This window comes from Allomesorhizobium camelthorni (genome assembly GCF_011045125.1).
Lineage (GTDB): Bacteria > Pseudomonadota > Alphaproteobacteria > Rhizobiales > Rhizobiaceae > Allomesorhizobium > Allomesorhizobium camelthorni.
The window spans coordinates 1-14332 of record NZ_JAAKZF010000108.1 but is presented as its reverse complement, the minus strand read 5'-3'; the positions used below and the strand labels follow the sequence as shown (position 1 = coordinate 14332).

Here is a 14332-nt window from a genome sequence, read left to right as displayed (position 1 = left end):
GCAACTGTAATGCTAGTTGGAACCGAGGCCACATCGTTGGCCAGAAGCCTCCGCTTAAGCCACGAGAGGTCTGGAGCATCCGGACGCGACTGCAGGTGGCAGATGCGGAACGCGATCTTGCGCTGTTCAATCTCGCCATCGACAGCAAGCTGCGGGGTTGCGACCTGGTCACCATCACCGTCGGAGACGTTGCCCTTTCCGGTACCGTTCGTGATCGGGCAGTGATCGTACAGAAGAAGACAGGGCGGCCCGTGCAGTTCGAGATTACGGAGCAGACACGAGCGGCCGTTGGCGCATGGATCGCGCGCAGCCAACTCGCCGAAACGGATTTCCTGTTCCCGAGCCCGCGTCCGGGCCATGCCCCACACGTCGACGAGGCAGTATGGAAGGATCGTCGACAAGTCTACAAGAAGACGGGCAACATCCGCGCCGTCCAGCTGCTACTCGGCCACACGAAGCTGGAAAGCACCGTCCGCTACCTCGGGATAGAGGTCGATGACGCGCTGGCGATTTCCGAGCAAGTCGAACTATAGACGACACGGGGCGACGCTCGTGAAGCGTCGCTCCGTGACCCCAATCCTGACCTTCCGGGACCCATTTTCCTTCCAGAAACCGGACATTGGGCCCAACCAGAACTCGTGACCCCTATCGGCCGTTCAGTCGCACCACCTCGAAGGTCCGGACTGGTGGTGACAAGCCGTCATTCACTCCCGCATCTCGAGGGATGCGTTCGCGCCCTCGAGAGGACATTCGCACAGAACTTCTGCACCAACCCACTAACCGCAAGGCGAGAGCTCTCAGGGCTCGGCCAGAAGTGGTCGATAATGACTGCGATAAACACGGTGACCGAACAATCGCAGCAGTCCGTTGCGCAGTGTCGGATGCAATTGGCGGATGCGGTCGCGGCGATGCGTCATCGCTTGCACCCAACCAACCCGCGGACGGCGGCGCGCCGCGTATGCGGACAGCGTCGCTCCAATTCCGGGCTGTTCGGACAGGCAATCAGTCAACACGAGGGCGTCCTCGATCGCCATCGCGGCGCCCTGAGCCATGTTTGGGCTCATCGCGTGCGCGGCGTCGCCGACCAGCAGGGCGCGGCCAAGTGACCAACTGTCGAGGACGACCTCTTCGATCGCCGCGGCATGTATCGCGACACTGCCTTCCAAGGCTTCGCGGATCGCGATGGCTGGACCCGCGAAATCGGCGAGAACTTCTTGCAGACGGTCTGTGGAAATTGCCAGCGATTTCGGCGGTTCCGTGCCCATCAAATCAACGTAGCAATAGGCTCGCCCGCCGCCGACTGGAACCGTCAGGCACGCGGACTGTCGGCTCATCAACACTGACCAAGTTGCTATTTGCGGCGGACATGGCACGACGAAACGCCAGCCCCACTGTTTGAGCGCACGCAATCCCGCATCGTCGAATACCAGGCGCCTGACCGACGACCCGATCCCATCAGCGCCGACCACGAGATCGTACCTCTCCCGCGAGCCGTCACTGAGGTGAACTATCGCAGACTCGGCGGTCTGAGTGAGCGAGACAAGCGTGACGCCCATCCGGACGGGTGGGGCGTCCTTCATTTCCCGCAGCGCGACGTGCAAATCCGCCCGGTGAATCGCGACGCACGGTCCCGTCTCGTTCCACACGGAACCCAGATTGACCTCGCTCAGCAACCGGCCGCGATGGTCGCAGAATCTCTGCGTTTCGATCCGCGCGCCCCGTTTTTCTACTTCGGCGTCGAGTCCCAAAGCGCGCAGGGCACGCAGGGCATTTCCCGGCAAATACATGCCGGTCCCGGCATCGCTCCAGCCGGCATTGCGTTCAATGATGTCAGGGATACAGCCGCGTCGCCGTAGCGCTTGGCCAAGCGCGAGACCTGCGACGCCCGCACCGACAATGAGTATCCGCAATTGTCCCAGGTTCAAGGGACGCCTCCCTTTCGCTGTACCGTCGTCCGAGACATCTGGACCATCGGGGGCAATACGTGGCTCGGCCATCCTCAATCGCCGAACATCTCGACGCTGAGGCCCTCCTTGCGGCACGTTCCTTGAGCAACTCGAGCATGACAGAAGACTGGTCCGTCGCCAGTACCTGCGCGCCGAGACGCGCCCGGGATACTGAGGGCGCCGCTGCCGGCGGCCACCTCCAGGACTTTCATGCCGGAACGCACGCCTGCGCGGCGCAGGCCTTCGTTCCCCACCCACATCTGTGTGGGAGTGTTCGTCCGGTCATATTCCTTCGCAATCTTGTCCCAGGCATCCCGCGCCGTTCCGAAGTGTTCATGCCTTCCTTCGTTTCTGCTGTGCCCGCTCGCGTCGAGGCCAGACAACTGAGATTGGTGCTGCGCTGTGCGCATCCCTCGGCGCCACTTCGGCGTTACCGAACAGCACGCGAAAAGCGATTGAAGGTCTGAGTAGCGCGAGGGGCGGGTCGACGAGTCCGATGATCCGACGCATGGCGAGCGCAACGGCAGGATCGTGACGCGCAACGCGCATCGCCCGCTTAACATAGGCTCGGATCGGCGCGGGCGTGGGGTTGGGCGGCGCGACGACACGCGGCAGGTCGAGGTCCGAGGACCACGAGAGATTGAACGGCTGCGATGCGGCCTTGACGGCCAGCTTGTAGTAGCGAAGCGGCAGCAAGCGTCGACCGCGCGCGAGCGCTTTGGCGAGCGCTTCCGCTTGCAAAACGGCCGAAGTGATTCCCTGGCCGTAGCTCGGGTTCAGCTGGCAGAGCGAGTCTCCGAGACAGAGGTAGCCGTCGGGTAACGCACGCAGCTTGTCGAAGCGGCGAAGGCACGCCGCGGGGAAAGCGAACACGGCGCCGTCGTCCAACGCAGTCGCGCCAGCGAGCAATTCGCCGAGGTCGTCCGCAACGAGAGTGCGCGCGAAGGTGCGAAACTCGGAGAGCTCGGTCGGCGGCGTCTCCCCGCCGTATTCGAAGAGTGTGACGAGCCAGCGGTCCCCTTCGACCGCGAACGCGACGGCGCCGCGCGGAATGTCCGCCGTCGGCGAAATCATTACGAGCTTGTCGCCCTGCAGATCGGCTGCGGCGCGCGAGAAGAGACGCGACGCATAGTGGACGTTCACGCGCACTTCCGTGACGCTGGGCTCGGCGTAACCGAACGCGGAGAGCCAGCGACGCGCTCGGGTGCCGCGCCCCATGGCGTCCACGACAAGCTCGCCCGCTAGCGACGTTTCACCGTGTTCGTTTCGGAGCAACGCGCCTGCCACGTTGACGGCGCGGTCCATGCAGAGGCCCGTGACGTCGCATTCCATCGCGAAGCTCACGTTCCCGAGCGCGCGCACGCGACGGCGTAGGATCGCGTCGAGCAGAGGGCGGGTCAGCAGAAACGTTGTGGGAGCACCATGCGTGTGGGCGTAACGCAGGCCGCGGATGACGGCTCGAACTTCATCGGCGACCGGCACGGCCCCCGCCCGCTCGAGCTCGTCGGTCACGCCGGGAAACCACGCGTCGAGCAAAGGCAGCGCGCGCGGGTGGAGATTGTTCGCGTGGTGTGACTGAGGCGTGCCCTTGCGGTGCAGGGCGGCGTCGGGAAGGTCATCGCGCTCGACGAGGGTGACGCTCTCGGCGTGGTGCGCGAGCACGCGCGCGGCCAGCAGGCCTGCAACGCTGCCTCCCAAAACGATGGCGTGAGCGAGGCGGTTCTCTCTCATTAACCCGGTCCTCCGGAAGCCCGCAGGGGACTCCGCGGCCCTACAGCTACCTCAAAAGGTTCCATGGTTCCGTGAAGTGGTTCACGGGATCGGCTTTACCCCATCTTCGCGCAGAGCGAACAGAAAACGGACGGTGAGCTTGCTTCAGGCGGCGAGGGTGATAGAGGAACCCGGCGGCCAGCATCGCAGGTGTGATCGCGGTAATGGCAGCCCGGTATCGGGTTCTTGTTGTCTCGGTCATGACTTCCTCCTTTGCTCCGCGCAAGAGTACGCGAGCTGAGCTGTCATCGCTGTGAGCCTGGTCCCGGCTCAGGCGGCGGGGATTGCGCCGAGCTGCTGCATCATGCCCAGATCGTCCACATGGCTCCAGCATTCCACGACCTTGCTGCCGGCGATGCGGTCAATGTCTGTTCCCGCCACCCGAACTTGCTTGCCGGTGGGGGGAATACCCTGGAACTCGCCCATGTGCGTTCCGCGAGCGGTCCAGCGGGTCACCACCCGGTCCCCTTCGGCGATCTGGTCTTCAATTGTCATGTGAAGGTCAGGGAACGCGGCTCGCAGCGCCGCGACGTACTGCGTGGCCCCCTCGCGCCCGCGGATCTCCTGTGATGTCAGATGTATGACCAGCTCGCTGGCGGCCAGCTCGTCGGCCACGGCAAGATTCCCCTGGTTGTAGACATCCTCAATGACACGCCGCACCAGCGTTTTATTTTGCTCAGACATTGGATTCCTCCTTTTTGAACTACAGCGCCGCGCCTTTTCAGTGGCGCAAAGAACGTTGTAAGCCGATGCGCTAGCGCCCATGAGATTACGACGGCAGACGGCAGCAACGCTTCGGAGAAACCACGCAATTTGGAAGGAGCCCGGCATGGGTGATTCCACCCATGCGAAATCCGCTGGTCAGATAAGTCTGCGCTCATATGCCCAGGCGGTGGCAGCCGCTCGGGACGGCAGGTCAAGCTTGGTGAAGATGTTGCTGACGTGCCGCTCGATCGTCCGCTCGCTCAGGAACAGTTCGGCGGCGATGGCCCCGTTGGTCTTGCCCGCCGAGACCAGGCGCAGAACCTGCAGTTCGCGCACGGTTAAGCCATGGCGCTTGCCCGGCCGGGCGCCGAGTGTGAGCGCGTCGATTCGGGCGAGGTCCGGCGTAGCGCCAAGTTGCTCGAACGTGGCTCTTGCGGCCGCCAGTTCCAGTTCGGCACTATCTTCGTCTCTGAGGACACGGCAGGCAAGGCCGATCAGGACGCGGACCCGTGCGGTCTCATAGGGGGCCTCGATTTCCTGCCAGACCTCGAGTGCGCGGCGCAGCGCAACCAGCGCTGCCTCGGCTTCGCCTCCGGCGAGCGCGACCGCACCGCGGGCCTGCGCCGCCATTGCGCCCAGCACGCCTGTCTCGAAGCCTGCTGCGATCTCCTCCAGTTCACGGCAGGCACGGTCTGCTTCCTCAATTTCGCCTGCGGCCAGCACGATCTCGATATGAGCGGGCAGGAATCGCGCTCGTCGGAGCGGATCTGTGATTGCGCTCATAACGCGGCGGGTCGTAGCGGCCGCAGCTTCCTTGCGGCCTTGGGCCAGCCGCAATAGGGCGAGGCCCGGCTGCGGCTCGCGCCCGAATTGCCTGGCGCGCTGGTAGTCCTCCTCAGCCCCGGAAAACTCGCCTCTGAGACGGTGCATCTCCGCCCTTTGATAGAATGCCGGGGCGGGAGGCTGCGGATCGATCCCCTTAAGAAAGCGCTCGCAGGCCCGGCCGGCCTCCTCGATCGCATCCCGCCAGGCCCCGCCAAGCTGCATGATCTCCGCACGATGCACCAGACAAGAGCCCGTGAAAGCCACGATCTGAGGCTGCGCATTGCACCACTGGGCGAGAGCGGACGTCCACTCCCGTGCCCGGCTCAATGCATAGACCTCCTGGCAAGCCGCGATGACACTGCAATAGATCAGGCCTGTCATGAGCGGCGAGAGTTCGCCCGCAGTGACAGCGACCATGGCTTCGTCGAGATGAGCGAGTCCTGACTCAATCTGGCCTTTCCTGATGAGAACGCGCCCCTGCAGATGCAGAGCGGCGGCAACCAAATCGGCCTCGCGGAAACGTTCACCGATCTCTACGGCGGCGGTCGCCACCCTGAAGGCTGCGTCGTAGTCGCCGGCGGCGAGTTGCTGCTCGACGGTCGGCAGCAGCAGGTAGCCTCGCTCGACGCAGTCGGTGGCCTCGTTTTCCAGCAGCCGCTGGGCACGGGCGAACCATCCGGTCGCCGGGCCTATCTCGCCTCGACCGGCGAGGCGGAAGCCCAGCCAGAACGCGGCGCGCACAGCGCGCGCGCACTCCCCCGCATCGAGATAGGTGTGATACGACCGATCAAGAGCTCGTAAGCAATCGTCGTCCCGGTTCGTCAGAAAGGCCGATATCGCCAAGCGCTCGAGGTCCTCAGCCTCAAGCGGCATCTCCTGATCGGCGCGGCAGAGAGCGTCAAAGGCGTCTGCCCAGGCACGCCGGCGATAGCAGTCACGGGCTTGCTCAAGCTCGGCGCGCATGGTGTCGTTCAATGCGTTCGGGTGCCGCTTATCAACGCCGGCGCCGATCGCTGCCACTGTCGTCGACGGTCCGAGCGTCACGCGATAGACCCGCACCGGCCGTTCGATGTTCTTCAGAACTTGTTCCCCGGTGTCCTCGAACGCGATGTCCAGCCGATTGCCGATATGCTCGCGGACTGACGCCGAGATCGAGATGCCACCGGGCTTGGCGATGCTTTCGAGCCGCGCCGCGACATTGACGCCGTCGCCGTAGATATCGTCCTCATCAAGGATGATGTCGCCGAGATTGATGCCGATGCGGAATTCGATCCGCCGCTCCTCGGGCACGTCCGCATTGCGCTCGCGCATTTTGCGTTGGATCTCTGCAGCGCAGGCGACCGCGTTCACGACGCTCGTGAACTCCACCAGCATGCCGTCGCCGATGAGCTTGACGATGCGCCCCTGATGCTCGGCGATCTTGGCGTCGACCAATTCCTTGCGATGCGCCTTGAGTGCGGCAAGCGTAGCGGCTTCGTCAGCGCCCATGAGCCGACTGTAGCCCACCACATCGGCAGCCATTATGGCAGCGAGTCGACGCTGGACGCGTTCGTCGGCCATGACTTCCTCGTAATATACAGCACGCGAGATTTTATTAGGGGGCGGGCGGCGAGTCCATCGCGCCGGATTGCCGAAGGCGATCGACTCTGCGAGTTCGGCTCTCGCTTCTAGATGACCGCAGCGGGTGCCGAGACACGACCTTCCTGGCGTCATAAATGGAGGTCCGGATATGGCGCAACCGGGGCGTTCCCACACCTGATGCGAGCGGCAGAGTTCCACGCCAGGACCGACGTTCAAACTCAGATGCTACAGCAGCGTGCCTTGCGCTGGCGTCGCCGGAATAAGGATCTGGATTCCGGCTTCGGCACGATGACCAGCTGCTCGTCGGGGGCCGAGACTAGCCAAGTCGGCGGCACTATTCGGCGCAACACGAAGCGCCTTGGCTTGCCGTCCAGCCCGTTCACCGGGATCGCGAAGCCATGAGATTGGACTAGTTCCGGGGATTTTTGCTTTGCCGCCTCGGCGGCAGCCGCTCCCGATGCATGAGATTTCGTGTTATGATCACTTTATGCAGACCCATTATGTATTCTTGATGAGGCATGCTTCCTACGAACTCGAAAAGAAGGGTCTCTCCGATCGCGGCCTTCGCGAAGTGAAGCAGATCGCCGAGCGTCTTGGGGAATATCTCATTCATGCGCTGCGCCACCGGTCCGTCGCGGGATGGAACGCTCCGATCTTAGGTGTGGTGATCGTCGCCCCTACAGACGAGGCCAGGGCTACAGCGCGAGCACTGTCTGAAGAACTTCAACACGTGGGCCTGGCAGTGCCGTTACCGGTTGAACCAGAATATCTCTCTCCGGAGCGGTGTCCCGCGGCCAGCCCATACTTCTATCACTGGCGCCGAACATCACGCCGAGAGGCGAGGCGATCCGTTGACAATGCTATCCAACGAATCCTGGCCGTCGAATTGCCGGCAGAATCCAACTCGACGCTCGTCGTTGGCCATGCGCCCCAGCTCGGCTGGTTCGCACGGCGGCTGACCCACGGAGCCATACCGATCGCCCGCGCGGAATTAGCGTGTATCCGCTCCAAGGCTTTTTGGTGGGGACGCTGGGGCCACCTCGAATGGGTCTTGTCGCCCAATGTCAAAGACCTCAAGAGTGGTTCGGCGGATGCTACGGGAGATGACTCGGAGAAGGAGATCCGCGAAAAGATCAAGGGCAAAATGGAGAGCGCCAAGCTGCTTGGCGCAGTGCTCACTGGCCTTCTCACGTTCGTCCTCGGAGTCCCGAAAGATATGCTTCCAGCGGTTGCCAGCGGTGTGACCGCGTCTGCCGGGCAGACCGGCGCTGGCGTCGATATGTCAGCATGGATGGCGATCAACCTCGATCTACTTGTTTGTTTCGGGGGAGCGGTGGTCGCGCTCGTCGCGGGTGCCTCCCTGTTCTTCGCCGCTTACTTTGCTTACGACAGTCTTTTGATGCCGACGAGGTTCTGGAGCGAAAGCAGTCCTCCAGTGGGCCGCGTCCGATGGTTGGTCGCCCGCCCCCCCAGCAGCGCCGCATGGGTTCTCTACGCAAATATGCTTCGGATATGGACTTTGCGCTTCGTCCCAGCGATTTGGTGCGCAGTACTCGCGCCTGTATTGCTCGCTTACAGCCTAATCGTCGGCAGACTTTGGCCGGACCGGAATTGGCTGTGGTCATTGGGCTATTTGGCGATTGTATTACTGATCGGCATCGGCCTGGCGTACGCATTTGGGCGCTGGACTCGACCCATTGTTGGCGCTGAAGACTAGAGCTATCGTTTCTTCGGCTTTTTGAGCTCCCGCTCCAAGGCGGCGCGGTGTAGTTCTACTAACCGCTTGGCCATGGCGTAGCCATCAAGATCGGTCGTTTCGACGAGCGGTTTGGCGTGGGAGGCCCCCTGCGCTCGGCAGAAGACACCGATTATCTGATGCGCGCATTCCTGCTGGGTATCCCCGTCGAATACGTGCCCGACATGATGGTGTTCCATCATCACGGGCGTAGTCTTCGCCGGGAAGTCGACGCACTCCATAGGAACTACAGTTTCGGCAATGGTGGTCTCTACCTGAAGCACATTCGACTTGCGCCATGGCTGCTGCGCCATTTCTTTTGGGCGGTTAGATCGGCATGCCGAGAGCTTGTCGGCGGACCGCCGTTCGATCCCGAACTGCGTCTGTCCCACTGGCCGATCGTATTTATGAACCTGCTGGGAGCAGCTGCGTATATGCGGCTGTCGTTGACGAAGGCCTCACGGCACAGCGAAGCGCGGCAGCCCCAACAGGCAACGACCTAGAAGGCGAGATTCGTCATGTTACGGCCCAAATTGCCAGGATTGCCGACGCTCCGTAAAGCGCTGGGACCCCAATTGCGCCTGCTTCCGCTCGTGGTCATTCTTGGCCTTACCAGCGCCGCGCTCGAAGGCGTCGGCATCGGCCTGATCATCCCCATGCTCAGCATCATCGCCGGCCAGGGGGATACCCCCGACATGGGCGGGATCTCCGCAGCATTCCAGCAGGTCGGTTCGGGTCTGGGCGATGGGCAGAGGCTGCTATTCATTTCCGCCATCGTCCTCGCCCTGATCACATTGAAGAATGTCCTTGCGTTCTCAAACACAGTCCTCACCACCTTCATTTATGGCAAGGCGAGCCATTCCATACGAAGCGCGTTGTCGGAACAACTCCTGAAGGTCGGCTTCCCGTTTTTCCTTCAGCAGAGCCCCGGACGGCTGCTGAACATCATCTCCAACGAATCCTGGCGCGCGTCAGACGCAATCCAGACGGTCCTGGCTGCCATGGTCAACATGTCGGCCGCCGTCATTCTGCTGGCCTTCCTTCTCTTCCTGTCCTGGGAGATGACATTGCTGGTGGCCCTCGGATTGGCCTTGGTGCAGTTGGCGCATGCAGCACTCTCCGCAAGCTTGAGGGCGCCCAGCCGCAGCGTCACTTCGCGCAACAGCGAGCTTGCTTCGCGCATGCTCCACCTTGTGCACGCGGGACGGCTTATCCGCATTTTCGGCCAGGAAGCAAAGGAACAGGCTATATTCGACGCCGCATCGGATGCTGTTCGAAGGGCGGGGCTCGTCCTGCAGACGCGTCAGGGGGCATTGCCGCCGCTCACCGAAGCGCTCCATGCAGTCCTCTTCCTGGGTGCGGTTGTGGGAGCATGGTATGCCGGCGTCAGCTTCCCGGTAATCGTCGCCTTCGTGGTTCTGCTCTACAGATTACAACCGCACATGCGTGCCTTGCAGATGTCCTGGAGTCAGCTTCAAGGATGGAGCGGATCGCTCGAGGAGGTTCGATGGCTGCTGGATCCGTCTGACAAGCCCCAACCGCCCCAAGGCGCCGGAGCCTTTCAAGGGCTTTCGCGGCAGTTGAAATTTGACGACGTGACGTTCAGATACCCCGGTTCGGATTCCGGCGCGGCGGTATTGCGCTCGGCGAGCTTCGAAATCCGCGGCGGCCGCTCCACCGCGATCATCGGCCGATCGGGCGCAGGCAAGACCACAATCGTTAACCTTCTATGCCGGTTTGTGGAGCCGGACGAAGGCTTCATCCTGGTCGACGGAACGCCGTTGAACCGCATTGATCCGACGCAATGGCGAAGCCGGATCGCGCTGGCCAGCCAGGATCTGGAACTTGTCGATGGCACCATCTTGGACAATATCGCATACGGTTCTGATCTGGCGACGGTCGTTGAAGCGCAGCGCGCCGCAAAACTGGCCGAGGCTGACGACTTCATCATGAATCTGCCCCAGGGATACCAGACGATCGTCGGCTACCGAGGCGTCAATCTCTCGGCCGGACAACGGCAGCGGATCGCCCTTGCCAGGGCCCTGGCGCGTGACCCCGATGTCCTCATCCTGGACGAGGCCACCAATGCCGTGGATGGTCTCTCCGAGGCCGCGATCGTCGAGACGCTGAAGTTGAGGGCGAACCGGCGCACGACGATCGTCATCAGCCATCATCGCAGCACGATTTCGTTCTGCGATGATGTCGTGATCCTTGGCGACGGTCGCATAAGGAGCGCGGCATCATTGGCCAATCTGGCATCGTTAAGTATGGACGAACTCTATGAGCACGACCCATCCGACCCAGGCTGATGCAGGAAGAGGCGAAGCGGTTGTCACCAGGCATCGGGGACATAACGATCAATCTGATGGCGCACTAATCGACGTCAATTGCGTGGGCCTCGGGCGTTCTTTAAAGATATCCCTCTGCCCATTTGGTCGATGTGGTCCTTCAAGTTAAGCGTGCCAACGAACTTTTTGGCAGCCCGCACGCTCAGCCCCGTGAGAACAAGGCCGTCCAGTTCGGCGGGCCATCCGGTGAACTTGTCGTACACCGTCCACAGCTCGTCGGGATCCTTTTGGATAACGTAGCGTCGGGGCATTTGCAGACGTTAAGGGCAGGTTGAAGGTTTGCCGATGCTGGGCCGCGTTAGACGCGAGGGCCAAACCGGCCAGTGCATCAGATCTGCGGACTTTTTGATCCAGATCCTAGAAGTCCCAGAATCAGCGCGCACTCGCGAGCGCGATAGTTCCCTGCGACCATCAGTTGGTAGTAATCGTCCCGTTTGTGTTCCGGGATATGGAACCCGCGCCGAAATGCCGCCGCCTCCTTATGCGTTCGAGTGCAACCGAGTTTACTTGCACTGACTTTTACACTCGCCAGCGAGCATCCGATCTTGGCCGCGATATCTTTCAGCGGTTCATTATTGCGGTATCCGTCCAGAATGATCTTGCGCCGCGCGTCGCACTTGCTTTTTGTTCTCATTTCGGGAACTCCCGCAGCTACCTTGCACAATACGCAATTCTATACGGGCCAAGCAGAAGAGTGTCGTTAGCTTCGCATCCAGAAACTTATCTCGGAATACAAAAGTGCTGCACTGACAGTGAGATATGCATTCCCGGATAAGTTTCTGGATGCGAAGCTAACGACCATTTCGGCCTAGTAAGTAGATTGTTTTCAAGGGCTGGGGCACAGACCTCACCCAGTTCAACTTGAGGCCCGACCGTTAACGTCCCTGCCGGTCGGGCCCTTTTTCGTTCGCGAGCCATGCGGCGGAGCGTGTTCGCCGTAGACAGCCCCTCCTTGGCTGGGAACCCACGGCCTCGGCTACTGCGCGGCGCAGCGATACATGGCGTTGGCATGGGCTGCATAGCCTTGCCTCAAAGGGCAAGCCTTTTTCAACGCGGCGCCCGCGCCCCCGGGCAGAGGCTGGGGGTTATCGTGCGGGCGTTGGGAAGGCGAACTCGAATGTTACGCCCCAAGGGTTTGTCACCGACAACCCTGTGACCTGAACATGAGGGTTTGTCGACAAGACGTCGCGGACCTCGACGGCCCTGCGAGGGATGTCGTTTATCCGCTCTTGAAGCGCGGACTTGTCCGCCGATGCATACTTCTGCAATTCGAGGGCGTCGGCTTGGATGGCTGCCAGTTCCTGGCTGACGTAGGTCATAGTCTCTTCGCGTTCCCTCGCAATTTGCGCAGTCGCTACGGGGGGCAGTAACCCGAACATGGGCGCTGATCTCATCATCGTCGTCTTCGCCGTGGTGGTCATCGGCGCCATGGGATCGATCCTCGGCTCGATCGCCACCGGCTTCGGCCTCGGGCTCATCGAGGGGCTGATTCGCCTGCTCTGCACCGGATTAATTGCTATTGGATCTTTTAGCTAAGGCCCCTTACAACTAAACGAAAACAGTCTATCCTTTAGTAAGCGACTCGCCCTGCTAAAGGATTCGGGGAACGTGTCAGAAACATCGATCGGCCGGACAGGACGTTATGTCGAAAGCGTGGTCGGTGGGGAAAAGGTGCGCGCCTACGTGCCGTCACCGTTGCCGCCGGTCCCTGCCGTCGATGCGGGCCAATTTCTGTCGCTTTACGACCGGGCGCGCGGCGCGGTCGGGCGCCTTGATGGCGTCACCACGATCTTGCCCTCTACCCCGCTCTTCCTGTTCATGTATGTCCGCAAGGAGGCGCTGCTATCATCGCAGATCGAGCGCCTCGACCACCTCGCCCAACTCGTCGGCCTCCAACCCAGAGCCCAACACCCCCTCCCCTTCCCGGCATTTAGCGTACGATTTTGAGCAGCTCTTGTTCTGATGACCCCTGCTTCGAGGCCGGGCCGACGGGTTACGGGTTGTGCCGGTAGGTCCGCGATCTTGGGGGGAGCGCTCGACCGGCGACACGGTCCGCCGGTCGAGCCTTACGCTCGCGGGCAAGCGACGCGCCCGCCGCGCCTTGGTCGAAGCGGCCTGGACTTACCACTATCCCGCCAGGGTCAGCGAGGCGCTGAGGCTGCGGCTCGAGGGGTGTAAATCGGCGCCGAAAGTCGACCCCTCGACATGTGAGCGTAACGCCTTGATTTACCGAGGCATTACTGAAAACGGGTGGGGTCACGATCGGCACCGACGGTGACCCCACTCGGCGCAATGATTTGCCAGCAAGTTCAAATACTTGATGGCAGTCGACCCAAGGGGCAGCGGTCGATGCTGATTCACAGCCATCGTCATGGCGATTGAAGCCGTCACTGGCGACAAAGCGCCGTGGATGCAGACCCCGAGGGCAGAGCTGCGTCCAGGCATAAAGGGGCGCATGCGACGGAGTGATTAAGGTTCATGCTGAACGCAAGAAACCGCCGCGAGGGACTGGACGACCGGCGGCCTCGCGGCGCTTGTTCCAGCGATATCCGATAGTCCCCAGGATCAGAGTTGCGACCAGAGAGGTCAGCGTCCAGTAGGCGAGGCCGTATGCGAGATAGGTCAAGAAGGTCATTTGAACCTCCCATCCATGATCGGAGTATTGATGCGATCCCTGGCACGTGAGGTCAAGAAGCCAAAGAAATGATAGCCCTAATCAAATCGGCCAAGCTTACTTTCAGCGCCCCGCAGGCCTATACTCTGATCGTTGCCATAATCCCCAATGGCCAAGGCCGGCGTCCGTCCCCTCCTCGTCGAAACCCCACTGGACGCCGGCCCTTTCTTGTCATCCAACAAAATGTTGCTTGAGAACCTTGGGTTCCTTTTCGATTGAGACCTAGTACCGTATAAATCCCAGTCATGGGCAAAACACAGTCATCCGAAGCCGACGCCGATTTCGCGAAGATCTTGCGGGAGGTGGACACCCTCATGAGCCAATTGGCCTTCCTGCGGAGCAGGATAGAAGCCAAGGCTCGCGAGCACGACCGGGACCGCAATCCCTAAGCGAGCTTCATGCTGCCGGTGCCGCGACGCGGGGATCGATCATGCGGCCTCCCGAAGCGCTGGAGCGACAAGGCGTCTCTCGAGCTCGACAAGGATCAGCACGCGCAGCGTCGCCCTCACAGGCCAAAGCCTGAGCGCCCACAGCGGCGATTTGCCTGTTGTCTGCCCCTTAATAAAATAAAGTGCAAGAAGCGAGTTGCTTGGGATTTTTAGCAAAATAGCATGCATGGAGCATGCTTCGCAAGCGAACTGAACTTTAATAGTAAATAGCAGGATTGACATGATTTTGCTGTAGACGGGACAATTACTAGCCATAAGGCTCAGTCGCTCTTGAATTCCCGGATGCAATTCGACCCTAG

General features: G+C 61.5%; 11 protein-coding genes and 3 pseudogenes. 6 read left to right on the top strand and 8 right to left on the bottom strand.

Features of this window, described 5'->3' with window-relative positions:
- The first annotated feature begins 32 nt into the window (after positions 1-32).
- Entirely contained in the window at positions 33-533 is a 501-nt protein-coding gene (locus G6N73_RS31785; RefSeq protein ID WP_343044820.1) for a site-specific integrase, read from the top strand.
- Between the two features lie 264 nt (positions 534-797).
- On the opposite strand, the gene G6N73_RS31780 is transcribed toward G6N73_RS31785, so the two are convergent.
- The 4 genes from G6N73_RS31780 to G6N73_RS31765 form a co-directional block, all read right to left on the bottom strand.
- Entirely contained in the window at positions 798-1925 is a 1128-nt protein-coding gene (locus G6N73_RS31780) for an FAD-dependent monooxygenase (RefSeq protein WP_165033918.1), read from the bottom strand.
- 354 nt (positions 1926-2279) lie between these two features.
- Positions 2280-3677 carry an FAD-dependent oxidoreductase gene (locus tag G6N73_RS31775; protein WP_165033917.1) on the bottom strand — a complete coding sequence of 466 codons (1398 nt, stop codon included), beginning with the start codon at positions 3675-3677 and terminating at the stop codon, positions 2280-2282.
- 309 nt (positions 3678-3986) lie between these two features.
- On the bottom strand, positions 3987-4400 hold the full coding sequence (locus G6N73_RS31770; RefSeq protein ID WP_165033916.1) for an ester cyclase: 414 nt from the start codon (positions 4398-4400) through the stop codon (positions 3987-3989).
- Positions 4401-4577: 177 nt separating this feature from the next.
- Complete coding sequence (locus G6N73_RS31765) at positions 4578-6806, bottom strand: LuxR C-terminal-related transcriptional regulator (protein WP_165033915.1); 2229 nt, start codon at positions 6804-6806, stop codon at positions 4578-4580.
- Between the two features lie 508 nt (positions 6807-7314).
- On the opposite strand from G6N73_RS31765, the gene G6N73_RS31760 reads away from it, so the two are divergent.
- The 3 genes and pseudogenes from G6N73_RS31760 to G6N73_RS31750 all read left to right on the top strand — a co-directional run bounded on the left by G6N73_RS31760 (position 7315) and on the right by G6N73_RS31750 (position 10871).
- Positions 7315-8544 (top strand): hypothetical protein, encoded by a 1230-nt coding sequence (locus G6N73_RS31760; protein ID WP_165033914.1) that lies wholly within the window; start codon positions 7315-7317, stop codon positions 8542-8544.
- 77 nt (positions 8545-8621) lie between these two features.
- Positions 8622-9065 (top strand): annotated as a pseudogene (locus tag G6N73_RS37515) (glycosyltransferase family 2 protein); the annotation flags it as partial.
- Positions 9066-9080: 15 nt separating this feature from the next.
- Positions 9081-10871 (top strand): ABC transporter ATP-binding protein, encoded by a 1791-nt coding sequence (locus G6N73_RS31750; RefSeq protein WP_165033912.1) that lies wholly within the window; start codon positions 9081-9083, stop codon positions 10869-10871.
- Between the two features lie 367 nt (positions 10872-11238).
- Here the strand turns inward: G6N73_RS31750 and G6N73_RS31745 are convergent, their stop codons facing one another.
- Together G6N73_RS31745 and G6N73_RS31740 are read right to left on the bottom strand one after the other, a co-directional pair.
- Positions 11239-11544: a hypothetical protein gene (locus G6N73_RS31745; protein ID WP_165033911.1), complete on the bottom strand. Its 306-nt coding sequence runs from the start codon at positions 11542-11544 to the stop codon at positions 11239-11241.
- A gap of 451 nt (positions 11545-11995) precedes the next feature.
- A complete protein-coding gene (locus tag G6N73_RS31740; protein ID WP_165033910.1) occupies positions 11996-12229 on the bottom strand; it encodes a hypothetical protein in 234 nt (77 codons plus the stop codon).
- A 49-nt stretch (positions 12230-12278) separates the two neighbouring features.
- On the opposite strand from G6N73_RS31740, the pseudogene G6N73_RS31735 reads away from it, so the two are divergent.
- Positions 12279-12407 (top strand): annotated as a pseudogene (locus tag G6N73_RS31735) (branched-chain amino acid ABC transporter permease); the annotation flags it as partial.
- Positions 12408-12518: 111 nt separating this feature from the next.
- A complete protein-coding gene (locus G6N73_RS38135) occupies positions 12519-12857 on the top strand; it encodes a Fic/DOC family N-terminal domain-containing protein (protein ID WP_343044819.1) in 339 nt (112 codons plus the stop codon).
- Positions 12858-13386: 529 nt separating this feature from the next.
- Here G6N73_RS38135 and G6N73_RS31720 read toward each other — a convergent pair.
- On the bottom strand, positions 13387-13545 hold the full coding sequence (locus G6N73_RS31720) for a hypothetical protein (RefSeq protein ID WP_165033908.1): 159 nt from the start codon (positions 13543-13545) through the stop codon (positions 13387-13389).
- 467 nt (positions 13546-14012) lie between these two features.
- Positions 14013-14332, bottom strand: a pseudogene (locus tag G6N73_RS36540) (hypothetical protein); the annotation flags it as partial.